The 13,750-nt window shown below is 54.1% G+C and carries 12 protein-coding genes; 9 read left to right on the forward strand and 3 right to left on the reverse strand.

Annotation, left to right across the window (positions count from 1 at the left end; genetic code table 11):
• Positions 1-33: 33 nt before the first annotated feature.
• The 7 genes from ispG (at position 34) to WCT94_RS19035 (ending at position 7,344) form a co-directional block, all read left to right on the forward strand.
• Entirely contained in the window at positions 34-1,155 is a 1,122-nt protein-coding gene (ispG, locus tag WCT94_RS19005) for a flavodoxin-dependent (E)-4-hydroxy-3-methylbut-2-enyl-diphosphate synthase (RefSeq protein ID WP_336871156.1), read from the forward strand.
• 137 nt (positions 1,156-1,292) lie between these two features.
• Positions 1,293-2,567, forward strand: a complete 1,275-nt coding sequence (gene hisS / locus WCT94_RS19010; RefSeq protein WP_181845623.1) for a histidine--tRNA ligase — start codon at positions 1,293-1,295, stop codon at positions 2,565-2,567.
• 13 nt (positions 2,568-2,580) lie between these two features.
• Positions 2,581-3,201 (forward strand): YfgM family protein, encoded by a 621-nt coding sequence (locus WCT94_RS19015; protein WP_015841189.1) that lies wholly within the window; start codon positions 2,581-2,583, stop codon positions 3,199-3,201.
• Positions 3,202-3,211: 10 nt separating this feature from the next.
• The gene (gene bamB / locus WCT94_RS19020; protein WP_180741772.1) at positions 3,212-4,393 is read left to right on the forward strand and encodes an outer membrane protein assembly factor BamB; all 1,182 of its coding nucleotides are present in this window, start codon (positions 3,212-3,214) and stop codon (positions 4,391-4,393) included.
• A gap of 142 nt (positions 4,394-4,535) precedes the next feature.
• Entirely contained in the window at positions 4,536-6,023 is a 1,488-nt protein-coding gene (gene der / locus WCT94_RS19025; RefSeq protein ID WP_015841187.1) for a ribosome biogenesis GTPase Der, read from the forward strand.
• A 92-nt stretch (positions 6,024-6,115) separates the two neighbouring features.
• Entirely contained in the window at positions 6,116-7,075 is a 960-nt protein-coding gene (locus tag WCT94_RS19030) for an AEC family transporter (protein WP_336871161.1), read from the forward strand.
• A 44-nt stretch (positions 7,076-7,119) separates the two neighbouring features.
• The gene (locus WCT94_RS19035; RefSeq protein ID WP_336871163.1) at positions 7,120-7,344 is read left to right on the forward strand and encodes a zinc ribbon domain-containing protein; all 225 of its coding nucleotides are present in this window, start codon (positions 7,120-7,122) and stop codon (positions 7,342-7,344) included.
• 8 nt (positions 7,345-7,352) lie between these two features.
• On the opposite strand, the gene WCT94_RS19040 is transcribed toward WCT94_RS19035, so the two are convergent.
• The 3 genes from WCT94_RS19040 to xseA form a co-directional block, all read right to left on the reverse strand.
• Complete coding sequence (locus WCT94_RS19040; RefSeq protein WP_336871165.1) at positions 7,353-7,697, reverse strand: protealysin inhibitor emfourin; 345 nt, start codon at positions 7,695-7,697, stop codon at positions 7,353-7,355.
• Positions 7,694-8,737 carry a M4 family metallopeptidase gene (locus WCT94_RS19045; RefSeq protein WP_336871168.1) on the reverse strand — a complete coding sequence of 348 codons (1,044 nt, stop codon included), beginning with the start codon at positions 8,735-8,737 and terminating at the stop codon, positions 7,694-7,696. Before WCT94_RS19045 ends, WCT94_RS19040 begins: the two co-directional genes overlap by 4 nt.
• 229 nt (positions 8,738-8,966) lie before the next feature.
• Positions 8,967-10,355 (reverse strand): exodeoxyribonuclease VII large subunit, encoded by a 1,389-nt coding sequence (gene xseA / locus WCT94_RS19050; protein WP_336871171.1) that lies wholly within the window; start codon positions 10,353-10,355, stop codon positions 8,967-8,969.
• Positions 10,356-10,526: 171 nt separating this feature from the next.
• On the opposite strand from xseA, the gene guaB reads away from it, so the two are divergent.
• Positions 10,527-11,993, forward strand: a complete 1,467-nt coding sequence (gene guaB / locus WCT94_RS19055; protein ID WP_015841181.1) for an IMP dehydrogenase — start codon at positions 10,527-10,529, stop codon at positions 11,991-11,993.
• Positions 11,994-12,100: 107 nt separating this feature from the next.
• Positions 12,101-13,678: a glutamine-hydrolyzing GMP synthase gene (guaA, locus tag WCT94_RS19060; protein ID WP_015841180.1), complete on the forward strand. Its 1,578-nt coding sequence runs from the start codon at positions 12,101-12,103 to the stop codon at positions 13,676-13,678.
• Positions 13,679-13,750 lie beyond the last annotated feature (72 nt).

A 13,750-nucleotide genomic window follows, 5' to 3' on the forward strand; every position in this document is an offset into this window, starting at 1 on the left:
TTCAGGTAAGACTGCAATGTTGGAGATGAAGTAATGCATAACGCTGCACCCATAACCCGTCGAAAATCAAAACGGATTTACGTCGGCAAGGTGCCTGTAGGTGATGGTGCGCCGATTGCGGTGCAATCCATGACCAACACCCGAACCACCGACGTTGAAGCTACCGTCAATCAAATCAGATCGCTGGAACGTGTTGGCGTCGATATTGTTCGCGTCTCCGTGCCAACGATGGACGCGGCGGAAGCCTTTAAGCTTATCAAACAGCAGGTGAATGTCCCGCTCGTCGCCGACATTCACTTTGACTACCGCATCGCGCTGAAAGTCGCGGAATACGGCGTCGACTGTCTGCGTATCAACCCCGGTAATATTGGTAACGAAGAGCGTATTCGCTCGGTTGTCGATTGTGCGCGTTACAACAATATCCCGATCCGTATTGGTGTGAACGGCGGTTCGCTGGAAAAAGATTTGCAGGAAAAATACGGCGAACCAACGCCGGAAGCGCTGTTGGAATCGGCGATGCGCCATGTCGATATCCTCGATCGCCTGAACTTCGAACAGTTTAAAGTCAGCGTCAAAGCCTCGGACGTTTTCCTTGCAGTGCAATCCTATCGCCTGCTGGCTGCACGTATCGATCAGCCGCTGCACCTTGGTATCACCGAAGCGGGTGGCGCACGTAGCGGCGCGGTGAAATCGGCTATCGGTCTCGGTCTACTGCTGTCTGAAGGTATTGGCGACACACTGCGTATTTCACTGGCGGCCGATCCGGTTGAGGAAGTGAAAGTCGGCTTCGATATCCTGAAATCACTGCGCATTCGTTCACGCGGAATCAATTTCATTGCTTGCCCGACCTGTTCCCGTCAGGAGTTTGACGTGATCGGGACAGTGAACGCGCTGGAACAACGGCTGGAAGACATCATCACGCCGATGGACGTCTCGATTATCGGCTGCGTGGTGAATGGCCCCGGTGAAGCGCTGGTGTCGACCATTGGGGTCACGGGTGGACACAACAAGAGCGGCTTCTATGAAGACGGCGTGCGGCAGAGAGAGCGCTTCGATAACGAGCAGATGATCGATCAGTTAGAAGCCAAGATCCGCGCGAAAGCCTCCATGATGGACGAAAATCAGCGTATTACCGTCAATCTGGTGGATAAATAACCTTGACGGTGTGGCGGCATGCCGCCACCCGCCTAATTCACGATTCCTGAACCCGATGGGGATGCCCCGCATTGAAGATGCGACGGCAATCCTTCTATAATCGGGTTTATTTTTTGAAAAACGCATAGAGAACTGACGTGGCAAAAAATATTCAAGCCATCCGTGGCATGAACGATTACCTGCCAGCCGAAACGGCATTGTGGCAGCGTATTGAAAACAGCCTGAAACAGGTGCTCAGTGGCTACGGCTATAATGAAATTCGTTTGCCGATTGTCGAGCAAACGCCGCTGTTTAAGCGCGCTATCGGTGAAGTGACTGATGTCGTCGAAAAAGAGATGTATACCTTTGACGATCGCAATGGCGACAGTCTGACTCTGCGTCCGGAAGGGACGGCAGGCTGCGTCCGCGCCGGTATTGAGCACGGTATTCTCTATAATCAGGAACAGCGCCTGTGGTATGTCGGCCCGATGTTCCGCTACGAGCGTCCGCAGAAAGGGCGCTATCGCCAGTTCCATCAGTTGGGTTGTGAAGTGTTTGGTCTGCAAGGGCCGGATATCGATGCCGAATTGATCCTGATGACGGCTCGCTGGTGGCGGGTGCTGGGCATTGCCGATCACGTGAAGCTGGAACTGAACTCGATCGGTTCATTAGACGCGCGCGCGCGCTATCGTGAAGCGCTGGTCGCGTTCCTCGAACAGCATAAAGATCAGTTGGATGAAGACTGCCTGCGCCGGATGTACACCAACCCGTTGCGCGTTCTGGATACGAAAAACCCGCAGATTCAGGTTCTGCTGAACGACGCGCCCGTGCTGACGGACTATCTGGATGACGAATCGCGTGAGCACTTTGAAGCGTTGGGTGAACTTTTAACGCAGTCTGGTATCCCATATACCGTTAATCCGCGTCTGGTTCGTGGTTTGGATTACTATAACCGCACGGTATTTGAATGGGTCACCACCAGTCTAGGCGCACAGGGCACGGTCTGTGCCGGTGGGCGTTATGATGGTATGGTGGAACAACTGGGCGGGCACGCAACGCCAGCGGTCGGTTTTGCGATGGGTCTGGAGCGTCTGGTCCTGCTGGTGCAATCTGTGAACCCAGATTTCAAAGCTCAGCCAGGTGTGGATGCTTATCTGATTTCTTCCGGCGCGGGAACGCAGGTTGCCGCAATGCAGCTGGCGGAGAAATTACGTGACGCGCTGCCGCAGTTGAAACTGATGACCAACTACGGCGGTGGCAACTTTAAGAAACAGTTCGCTCGCGCGGATAAATGGGGCGCCCGCGTCGCATTGGTATTAGGCGAAAATGAAGTGGCGGCCGGTCAGGTTGTGGTTAAAAACCTGAGCAATGGCGAGCAGGATACATTGGCACAGGCCGACGTCGCATCGCGGCTGGCAACGTTACTGGATTGAGGAGAGAGACACCGTGGAAGTCTATACCACAGAGAATGAACAGGTTGATGCACTACGTCGTTTCCTCGCGGAGAACGGGAAGGCGTTAGTGGTCGGTGTTGTGCTGGGGGTTGGCGCACTGGTTGGCTGGCGTTTCTGGCAAAATCACCAAAATGATAGCGTGATGGCAGCGTCCGCATCCTATCAGCAGGTGACGGAGCAGCTGGCCGAAGGCAAAACCGACGCGATTGCGGCAACAGAGAAATTTACGGCTGAGAATAAAAACGCCTATGGCGCGCTGGCTTCTCTGGAATTGGCTCGTCATTACGTCGATCTGAAAGATTTTGCGAAAGCAGAACAGCAATTGGTACAGGCGCTGTCACAGACGAAAGATGCCGACCTGCTGGCGGTGGTGAACCTGCGTCTGGCGCGGGTTCAGCTACAAGAAAACAAAGCGGATGACGCGCTGAAAACGCTGGATGCCATCAAGCTGGAAGGCTGGGCGTCACAGGCTGCGGAAGTTCGTGGCGATATTCTGGCGAGCAAAGGGGATAATCAGGCTGCGCGTGATGCCTACAACAAAGGGTTGTCTTCCAATCCATCGCAGGCACAGCAAGCGTTACTGCGCATGAAACTGAATAACCTGTCCAGCTAAGAGGAATTCCATGCAATTGCGTAAAACACTGTTGGTAGGACTGGTTTCTGTTGCCCTGCTGAGCGGATGCTCGCTGTTTAACAGCGAAGAAGATGTCGTCACTATGTCTCCACTGCCGCAGGTGGAAAACCAGTTCACGCCAACCAAGGTGTGGAACAGCTCGGTTGGGAGTGGTATTGGCGAGTTTTACTCCAATCTTCATCCCGCATGGCAGGACAACCGCGTTTTTGCCGCCGATCGTCGTGGCACCGTGAAAGCGATGGATCTGAATGACGGCAAAGAGATTTGGCGTGCCGATCTGTCGGAGAAGACCAATTTCTTCTCCCGCAACAATCCGGCGCTGCTGTCTGGCGGAGTAACGGTTTCAGGCAACCACGTCTATGTTGGTAGTGAAAAGGCGCAGGTCTATGCGCTGAATGCAGAAGATGGTACGCCAGTATGGCAGACGAAAGTGGCAGGCGAAGCACTGTCTCGCCCTGTCGTCAGCGACGGTGTGGTGTTGATTCATACTGGCAACGGTATGTTGCAGGCATTGAATGAAGCGGATGGCGCTATCAAATGGAGCGTCAACCTGGATATGCCAACGCTGTCTCTGCGTGGTGAATCCGCCCCGACAACCGCATTTGGTGCGGCGATTGTGGGTGGTGACAACGGTCGTGTAAACGCCGTGATGATCAATCAGGGTCAGCTTATCTGGCAGCAGCGTATTTCACAGCCGAGTGGGGCGACCGAAATCGATCGTCTGAACGATGTCGATACGACGCCGGTTGTCGCGGGCGAAGTGGTTTACGCGCTGGGTTACAATGGCAACATGACCGCGCTGGACCTGCGTTCCGGTCAGATTCTGTGGAAGCGTGAACTGGGCTCAGTGCATGATTTTATCATCGACGGCGACCGCATCTATCTGGTCGATCAGGACGATCGCGTTGTTGCATTGAACACTAACGGTGGCGTGAGCCTGTGGCGTCAAAGCGATCTGCTGCACCGTAACTTAACGGCCCCGGTGCTGTATAACGGCTATCTGGTGGTGGGCGATGCTGAAGGGTATCTGCACTGGCTGAATACGGCGGATGGTCGTTTCGTGGCGCAGCAAAAAGTGGATAGCTCTGGCTTCCTCGGCAAGCCTGTGGTTGCCAGCGACAAGCTGCTGATTCAGGCGAAAAACGGTGATGTCTACGCGTTCACTCGCTAAGTAACTCGTATCAATTTGGAGCACAGCGTTTTGGGTGTGCTCGTATAACGGCTCCTGACATTATCAGGGGCCGTTTCGTCTTTTTATCGTCAGCGAGTATTTCGCTGTAACGTATTGAAATATAAGTAATGAGGTTGTAACAATGATACCTGTCGTCGCGCTGGTCGGGCGCCCGAATGTGGGGAAATCCACGCTATTTAACCGCTTAACGCGCACTCGTGATGCATTGGTGGCGGATTTTCCTGGGCTGACTCGTGACCGCAAGTATGGTCGTGCAGAAGTGGAAGGGCATGAATTTATTATCGTCGATACCGGTGGGATCGACGGTACCGAAGACGGTGTGGAAACGCGTATGGCCGGTCAATCGCTGGTGGCGATTGAAGAAGCGGATATCGTGCTGTTCATGGTGGATGCCCGCGCGGGATTGATGCCTGCGGATGAAGGCATTGCCAAGCACTTGCGCAGCCGTGAAAAAACGACGGTGCTGGTGGCGAACAAAACCGACGGCCTTGACCCGGATATGGTCACGGCAGATTTCTACTCGCTCGGAATGGGGGAAGTGTACCCGATTGCCGCGTCTCACGGTCGTGGTGTGACTTCATTGCTGGAAACGGTTCTGCTGCCGTTTGTACAAGATGAAATAGAAGAGCCTGTTGAGTTAAGCGAAGAAGAAGAGAACGCAGCTTACTGGGCAGCGTTAGAAGCGGACGAGCAGGCTAGCGAAGAAGAAGCTGAAGACGATTTCAACCCTGAAGATTTGCCGATCAAACTGGCGATTGTCGGACGTCCGAATGTGGGTAAGTCCACGCTGACTAACCGTATTCTGGGCGAAGAGCGCGTGGTGGTGTTCGACATGCCGGGCACGACGCGTGACAGTATCTATATCCCGATGGTGCGCGACGAACGCGAATACGTTCTGATTGATACCGCGGGTGTGCGTAAGCGCGGCAAAGTGACGGAAACGGTAGAAAAATTCTCCGTCATCAAAACGTTGCAGGCGATTGAAGATGCCAACGTGGTACTGCTGGTTATCGACGCGCGTGAAGGTATTTCCGATCAGGATCTCTCGCTGCTGGGCTTTATCCTCAATAGTGGGCGCTCACTGGTGATTGTGGTGAACAAATGGGATGGCCTGTCACAGGAAGTGCGTGAGCAGGTGAAAGAGACGTTGGATCTGCGCCTCGGCTTTATCGATTTTGCCCGTATTCACTTCATTTCCGCGCTACACGGCAGTGGCGTGGGCAACCTGTTTGAGTCCGTAACCGAAGCCTATGCGTGCGCCACTCGTCGCGTGAGCACGGCGATGTTGACCCGTATCATGCAAATGGCATCAGACGATCACCAGCCGCCGCTGGTGCGCGGCCGTCGCGTGAAGCTGAAATATGCGCACGCCGGTGGTTATAACCCGCCGATTGTGGTGATCCATGGGAATCAGGTGAAAGACCTGCCGGATTCTTACAAGCGCTATCTGATGAACTACTATCGTCGTTCGCTGGACGTAATGGGTACGCCGATTCGTATTCAGTTTAAAGAAGGGGAAAACCCTTTTGCGGACAAGCGCAACACGCTGACGCCAAACCAGCTACGCAAGCGTAAGCGTTTGATGTCACACATTAAAAAAGGTAAGTAATTTATTAACGGGGCGAATAGTGATATTCGCCCCGTTTTGTCAGAGACGAAACGAATCGCCGTTAACAAGACCAATAATAATCAAGGAGAGTCATGTCCTGGGAAACCTGGAGTTTTGCATTCAACGTCACGATGCCCAATGTGCTGATGCTGTTGATAGGTATCGCGTTACGCAAACTCAATCTGCTGAATGATGCGTTTTGTGATACGGCAATGCGGGTTGTATTCAATCTTTCTCTTCCCTGCCTGCTGTTTTTTAGTGTTGCGGGTAATCACCAGTCGTTTTCGGAACAGTGGCCGCTGGTGGTGTATGGCACGATAGGGACATTGGCGACATTTCTGCTGCTGGAAATCGCGGCGGTGAAGCTCGTCAAGGATCCAAAGGAACGTGGCATCTTTGTGCAAGGCGGGTTCCGTTCAAATACTGGCGTAATGGGGCTGGCGTTTGCGATGAGTGCTTACGGTGATGAAGGCATTGCTGTTGGCTCACTGTATCTGATGGTGACGGTGATTATGTTTAACGCACTGTCTGTCATTACGTTGACGCGCAGCTTGCAGCGGCAATCACCTGAACAGAAGATTCCGGTAAGCCAACTGCTGCGCGGTATTGTGACCAATCCGCTGATTATTGGTCTGCTTCTTGGTGCGGCCTACGGGCAAAGCCAACTGCCAATGCCGAGCGTCATCAAGCAGACCGGTGGCTTTATTTCCTCAATGGCGTTGCCGCTGGCGTTGTTGTGTGCCGGAGCCAGTCTGGAATGGCGTAGTATGTTCCGTTCGTCGAATGTGGCCGTGCTGTCTTCTGTGGCGAAGATATTCGTTGTGCCGGGGCTGCTCACGCTGGGCGGATGGCTTGTCGGATTTCGCGGTGTCGAACTGGGGATTATTTTTCTGTTTTCCTCAACGCCAACCGCAGCGGGTAGCTATGCAATGACGCGTGCGATGGGTGGAAACGCCACGCTGGCAGCCAATATTATTGGTTTGACGACGGTTGGCGCGTTTTTCATGATTGCTATTGGTCTGTATGTGCTGCGTTCTCTCGGTGTGATTTAACCTCTGATCATCACGCGTTATTGGTAGCAAAATGGAGGAAAAAGATGGATGCGTTTTGTCCTGATTGTCACCACGTGATGCTGTGGCAACCTGATGGTTCATTTTTATGTGAGGGCTGCCGACAGCATTATCTGCGTAAGGCGTCATGCCCTGAATGTAACCACTTACTTCAGGAACTGAAAGCCTGTGGCGCGGTGGATTACTTCTGCCAGCAGCACGGGATGATTTCCAAACGGCGGGTCGTGTTCAGCTATACACCTGCCGATTAAGCCTATTGCTACGCCTGTGCGCCGTTACGCCACAGCTCGGTCAGTTCCGGCGGCGCACGGTCTTCCGGGATCAGCAGGATAACATCGGCACACTGATTCTGCTGCGGGTGACGGTAGCTGATGTGGATGCGGTAATAGAACTGGTCACCGCGCCCCGGGCCGTCTGGTTCACCGGGATCGCGAGCCTGAGGAAAGGCATTACGGATCGCGTTACAAATGCGTTCCCGCTCGGGTGGCGTCACGCTGGCGAGCGTGAAGCGTCGCGACCCCGCCAGCTTGGGGATAAAGGCGAATCCCCCTTCACGCGCCAACTCAATGATGGCGTCTTCGTTGAGCTCCGGCAGCGTCTTCATAAGAACTCCTGACGAACCTCCACGCCCACGGTTTCCCACGACTGCATGACGATGTCTGCAACGGTATTGTTAAAACGCTTAGCGGCATGTTGGATCGTATGGCGCGCGAAAATTTCGAAATCCGCATTTTGCGGCAGTGACTTATCGCACAGCGTGTCGTACCAGATGCGGCCGGCTTTTTCCCAGGAATGCCCGCCCAGCGCGATGGCCGTCAGATAGAATGCCCGGTTGGGAATGCCTGAATTCAAGTGTACGCCGCCGTTGTCTTCGCGCGTATTCACATATTCGCTCATATGAGAAGGCTGAGGATCGATACCCAACAGTTCATCATCATACGCCGTGCCCGGCAGGGACATCGAGCGCAGCCCCATGCCGTGAATACCGTCTGCCAGCAGCTCGGCACCGATAAGCCAATCGGCCTGCTCAGCGGTTTGCCCCAAATGGTACTGTTTGACCATGGAGCCAAAGACATCGGATAGCGATTCATTTAACGCACCGGACTGACGGAAATAAATCAGTCCTGACTCGTGTTCGGTAATGCCGTGAGTGAGTTCATGCGCGACTACATCCAGCGCAATCGTGAAGCGATTAAAGATTTTGCCGTCGCCATCCCCGAATACCATCTGTTGCCCGTTCCAGAAGGCGTTCTGGTAATCCTGACCGTAATGCACGGTGCCCGTCAGCGGCAGCCCCTCGGCGTCCAGTGAGTGACGTTGGAAAATCTTCCAGAAGAAATCATAGGTGACGCCCAGATAGTTGTAGGCTTCATCGACGGCGATATCACCGTTGCTGGGTTGGCCTTCCGCACGCACCTGCTTGCCGGGCAACTGTTGCTGCTGTTCGGCATCGTGGATGCTGCGATTAGCCTGCCCGGCGGGTAATTTCTCATGGGGTTCCGGGCGTGGGTTGTGGCTGACCATTAATGACTGAACGTGCATCAGCGTCTGTTGCGCGCAGTGGCGCTGCTCGTCTGTGCCGTTTGCAATAATGCGATGCAAAATATAAGGGGGAATCACGCTACAAATCGGTCTGGACTTCATACCTCATCTCCTTGAAAACGCTCATCAGGGGTAACACAGACGATCAATAAAGCTCACTGTATTTTTATCCCATCTGCTTCACCGCTAACATGCAGCTTGCAGTATGACGGGCATAAATTTTAGTGAGCTAAGAATGAGTATAGTTCAGATGATAGGGGGAAGAATGGGGGATCGCCGTTGTTTTAGGATAAATCCCCATCCTGTGCGTTTTATGCCGATCGCGCGATTTTTATGACTGAGATGAGGGTTTTCGCCGCTTTTTCACAGAATCTGGGTTCGGCACCAGCGCCGTGACCTGACTTTCTACCCAACCGTCCTGCAAGCGAGTTTTCAGCGTTTCACCGGGGGTAATTTGCGTGACGTTTTTCAGTACCTTACCGTCTGGGGCGGTGGTGACGTTATAGCCGCGCGCCAGCGTCGCCAGCGGGCTAACGCCTTCCAGACGTGAACAGGCGATACCGAGCTTCTGCTTGTTCTGATTTAACTGGCGTTCCACTGCACTCTGCATCTGATAGCTCAACTGCTGTAAACGCTGTTGCGCACGATGGATGCGGGTCTGCGGCTGCTGTTGCATTAGGCGCTGTTGTAAGCGTTCACTTCGGCGTGAGGTCTGTCGAAGCTGCTGCTGCATGGCGTCATCCAGACGCTGGCGCAGTTTGACCAGTTGTGCCTGCTGACGGGCCAGCCGCAGTTGCGGATGTTGTTGCTGCAAGCGGTGGTGTAGACGAGTAAATTCCCGGTTGCGCTGGGCGAGGTAATAATCCATCGCCATTTCCAGCCGCTGGCGCTGGGACTGGATTTGGCGCAACAGTTCAAGTTGGTTACGACTCACTAACTCGGCAGCAGCGGACGGCGTGGGGGCTCGCAGGTCACCGACGAAATCGGCGATGGTGACATCGGTTTCATGGCCGACGGCGCTGACGATAGGAATGCGGCTGGCGAAGATGGCACGAGCCACCCGTTCATCATTAAAGCTCCACAGATCTTCCAGCGAACCGCCGCCGCGCCCGACGATTAACACGTCACACTCCTCTCTCTGGTTAGCCAGCTCAATAGCGCGAACAATCTGTAGCGGTGCGTCTGCGCCTTGCACCGACGTGGGATACACGATCACCGGCAGCGACGGATCGCGGCGCTGCAATACCTGCAAGATATCGTGCAGGGCGGCACCGCTGGCTGACGTAATCACGCCGACCTGTTTGGCGGGAGAGGGGAGCACCTGCTTAAACTGCTGGTCAAACAGCCCTTCGGCGGCAAGTTTCTGCTTGAGCTGTTCAAACTGTTGTTGCAACAGACCGTCACCGGCAGGCTGCATACTTTCCGCCAGCAGCTGATAGTCGCCACGAGGTTCATACAGCGTGATGGTGGCCCGAATCAGCACCTGCTGGCCGTTTTGTGGACGGAACGTCACCCTGCGGTTGCTGGTGCGGAACATCGCGCAGCGCACCTGTGCACGCTCATCTTTCAGCGTGAAATACCAATGGCCGGATGAGGGCTGAGAGAGGTTGGAGATTTCACCGGAGAGCCAAATCTGGCCCATTTCCATTTCCAACAGTTGTCTAACCGTCTGATTCAGTCGGCTAACGGTAAAAATTGCAGAGGAGGGAAATTGAGACATTGTGAGCCAGATCAAATTTTAAAACAGTCACTTAATTGATCGATACTACCTACCTGAAACAGGTAATCAAGCATTTTAGTAAAATAATGCTGGAGGCAACCGATTACGCTCTGTATAATGCCACGGCAATATTTTATCTATTCTTACATCCACCTTGGTGAGATATTGCCCATGCTACGTATCGCTAAAGAAGCACTGACGTTTGACGACGTCCTCCTGGTTCCCGCTCATTCTACTGTTCTGCCTAATACTGCCGATCTGTCCACGCAGTTGACGAAAAACATTCGCCTGAATATTCCTATGCTGTCCGCAGCGATGGATACCGTTACCGAATCCGGCCTGGCTATTGCGCTGGCGCAGGAAGGCGGTCTGGGCTTTATTCACAAAAATATGTCCATTGAGCGTCAGGCGGAAGAAGTAAGCCGCGTGAAAAAACACGAAAGTGGCGTTGTGGTCGATCCACAGACGGTCACCCCAGAAACGACGCTGCGTGAAATGAAAGAGCTGACCGAGCGCAACGGCTTCGCGGGTTACCCTGTCGTGGCAAAAGACAACGAACTGGTCGGTATCATCACCGGTCGTGACGTGCGTTTTGTGACCGATTTGGAAAAACCGGTTAGCGCATTCATGACGCCAAAAGAGCGTCTGGTCACCGTTAAAGAAGGTGAAGCGCGTGACGTCGTGCTGCAAAAGATGCACGAAAAACGCGTCGAGAAAGCGCTGGTCGTTGACGACAAATTCCACCTGATCGGCATGATCACGGTAAAAGATTTCCAGAAAGCAGAACGTAAACCAAACGCCTGTAAAGACGAACACGGTCGTCTGCGCGTAGGCGCGGCGGTTGGTGCTGGTGCAGGTAACGAAGAGCGTGTTGATGCGTTGGTTGCCGCAGGTGTTGACGTTCTGCTGATCGATTCCTCACATGGCCATTCCGAAGGCGTATTGCAGCGTATTCGTGAAACACGTGCTAAATACCCGAACCTCGAAATCATCGGCGGTAACGTCGCGACGGGTGCAGGCGCGAAAGCGCTGGTTGAAGCGGGCGTTAGCGCGGTCAAAGTAGGTATCGGCCCTGGCTCCATCTGTACTACCCGTATCGTGACGGGCGTGGGCGTACCGCAAATTACGGCGATCTCCGATGCGGTTGAAGCGCTGGAAGGCACCGGTATTCCGGTCATCGCCGACGGCGGTATCCGCTTCTCCGGCGACATCGCTAAAGCTATCGCAGCAGGCGCGGCCTGTGTCATGGTCGGTTCCATGCTGGCGGGTACGGAAGAATCCCCAGGTGAAATCGAACTGTATCAGGGGCGTTCATTCAAATCTTATCGCGGTATGGGTTCACTGGGCGCGATGTCCAAAGGTTCATCAGACCGTTACTTCCAGACTGATAACGCGGCCGACAAACTGGTGCCGGAAGGTATCGAAGGCCGCGTAGCCTATAAAGGCCGTCTGAAAGAGATCGTTCACCAGCAGATGGGCGGCTTGCGCTCCTGTATGGGGCTGACGGGTTGCGCGACTATCGACGCGCTGCGCACGCAGGCTGAGTTTGTACGCATCAGCGGCGCGGGCATTCAGGAAAGCCACGTTCACGACGTTACCATTACTAAAGAGTCACCAAACTACCGTATGGGTTCATAAGGTAATTTGCGGGCTGATTTAACCCGATAAACCCGGTACTATTGCCTGTCTTTTTAGGGCTATTCGCCGGGTTTACTTATTTTTTAGCTTTTTGGAACATGCTCCTCATGACGCAAAACATTCATCAACACCGCATTCTTATTCTGGATTTCGGCTCGCAGTACACGCAACTGGTTGCACGTCGCGTGCGTGAACTGGGCGTTTACTGTGAACTGTGGGCATGGGATGTCACGGAAGCGCAGATTCGCGGGTTTAATCCGAACGGGATCATCCTGTCCGGCGGCCCGGAAAGCACCACCGAATTTGGTAGCCCGCGCGCGCCAGAATACGTTTTCAACGCTGGCGTACCGGTATTAGGCGTGTGCTACGGCATGCAGACGATGGCGATGCAGTTAGGTGGCCACGTTGAAGGTTCCAACGAGCGTGAGTTTGGTTACGCGCAGGTAGAAGTGAAGACGGATAGCGCGCTGGTGCGTGATATTCAGGATGCGTTGAGCGCGACGGGCGCACCGCTGCTGGATGTCTGGATGAGCCACGGCGACAAAGTGACGGCAATCCCGGAAGGGTTTGAGACCGTTGCGAGTACCGATACCTGTCCGTTTGCCATCATGGCGAACGAAGAAAAACGTTTTTACGGCGTGCAGTTCCACCCGGAAGTGACGCACACCCGTCAGGGCCAGCGCATGTTAGAGCGTTTTGTCCGTGACATTTGCCAGTGTGAAGCACTGTGGACGCCAGCCAAGATTATCGACGATGCGGTGACCCGTATTCGTGAGCAAGTGGGCAACGACCAGGTGATTCTGGGCCTGTCCGGCGGCGTGGATTCGTCTGTGACTGCGATGCTGTTGCACCGTGCGATTGGTGACCGCCTGACCTGCGTGTTTGTCGATAACGGCCTGCTGCGTTTGAACGAAGCCGATCAGGTGCTGGAAATGTTCGGCGATCATTTTGGCCTGAACATTGTTCACGTGGCAGCGGAAGATCGCTTCCTGGGCGAGCTGGCTGGCGAAAACGATCCAGAAGCCAAGCGTAAAATCATCGGTCGTGTGTTTGTTGAAGTGTTCGATGAAGAAGCCAGCAAGCAAACTGACGTGAAATGGCTGGCACAAGGCACCATCTACCCGGACGTCATCGAATCTGCGGCTTCTGCGACGGGCAAAGCGCACGTGATCAAGTCCCACCACAACGTGGGTGGCCTGCCGAAAGAGATGAAGCTGGGTCTGGTTGAGCCGCTGAAAGAGCTGTTCAAAGACGAAGTGCGTAAGATCGGTCTGGAACTGGGTCTGCCGTACAACATGCTGTACCGCCATCCGTTCCCGGGCCCAGGTCTGGGCGTACGCGTGCTGGGTGAAGTGAAGAAAGAATACTGTGACCTGCTGCGTCGTGCGGATGCGATCTTTATTGAAGAGCTGCACAAAGCCGACCTGTACAACAAAGTCAGTCAGGCATTCACCGTCTTCCTGCCGGTTCGTTCCGTGGGCGTGATGGGCGATGGCCGTAAATACGATTGGGTTGTCTCACTGCGTGCGGTAGAAACCATCGACTTTATGACCGCGCACTGGGCACACCTGCCATACGATTTCTTGGGCCGCGTATCCAACCGCATCATCAACGAAGTCGACGGCATCTCCCGCGTTGTTTATGACGTATCGGGTAAGCCACCTGCGACAATTGAGTGGGAATAAGCCTGCGTCCGGTATGTACTGTCGTCAGGTAACATAGAATATCCTCAAGCCCGCAATTAAAAAATTGCGGGC

This window comes from Pectobacterium sp. 1950-15 (genome assembly GCF_037136835.1).
Lineage (GTDB): Bacteria > Pseudomonadota > Gammaproteobacteria > Enterobacterales > Enterobacteriaceae > Pectobacterium.

Excerpts from the sequence above, each read along its gene's own strand:
- ispG (WP_336871156.1), top strand. The coding sequence starts at position 34 with ATGCATAACGCTGCACCCATAACCCGTCGAAAATCAAAACGGATTTAC.
- bamB (WP_180741772.1), top strand. The coding sequence starts at position 3,212 with ATGCAATTGCGTAAAACACTGTTGGTAGGACTGGTTTCTGTTGCCCTG.
- der (WP_015841187.1), top strand. The coding sequence starts at position 4,536 with ATGATACCTGTCGTCGCGCTGGTCGGGCGCCCGAATGTGGGGAAATCC.
- WCT94_RS19030 (WP_336871161.1), top strand. The coding sequence starts at position 6,116 with ATGTCCTGGGAAACCTGGAGTTTTGCATTCAACGTCACGATGCCCAAT.
- WCT94_RS19035 (WP_336871163.1), top strand. The coding sequence starts at position 7,120 with ATGGATGCGTTTTGTCCTGATTGTCACCACGTGATGCTGTGGCAACCT.
- WCT94_RS19040 (WP_336871165.1), bottom strand. The coding sequence starts at position 7,697 with ATGAAGACGCTGCCGGAGCTCAACGAAGACGCCATCATTGAGTTGGCG.
- WCT94_RS19045 (WP_336871168.1), bottom strand. The coding sequence starts at position 8,737 with ATGAAGTCCAGACCGATTTGTAGCGTGATTCCCCCTTATATTTTGCAT.
- xseA (WP_336871171.1), bottom strand. The coding sequence starts at position 10,355 with ATGTCTCAATTTCCCTCCTCTGCAATTTTTACCGTTAGCCGACTGAAT.
- guaB (WP_015841181.1), top strand. The coding sequence starts at position 10,527 with ATGCTACGTATCGCTAAAGAAGCACTGACGTTTGACGACGTCCTCCTG.
- guaA (WP_015841180.1), top strand. The coding sequence starts at position 12,101 with ATGACGCAAAACATTCATCAACACCGCATTCTTATTCTGGATTTCGGC.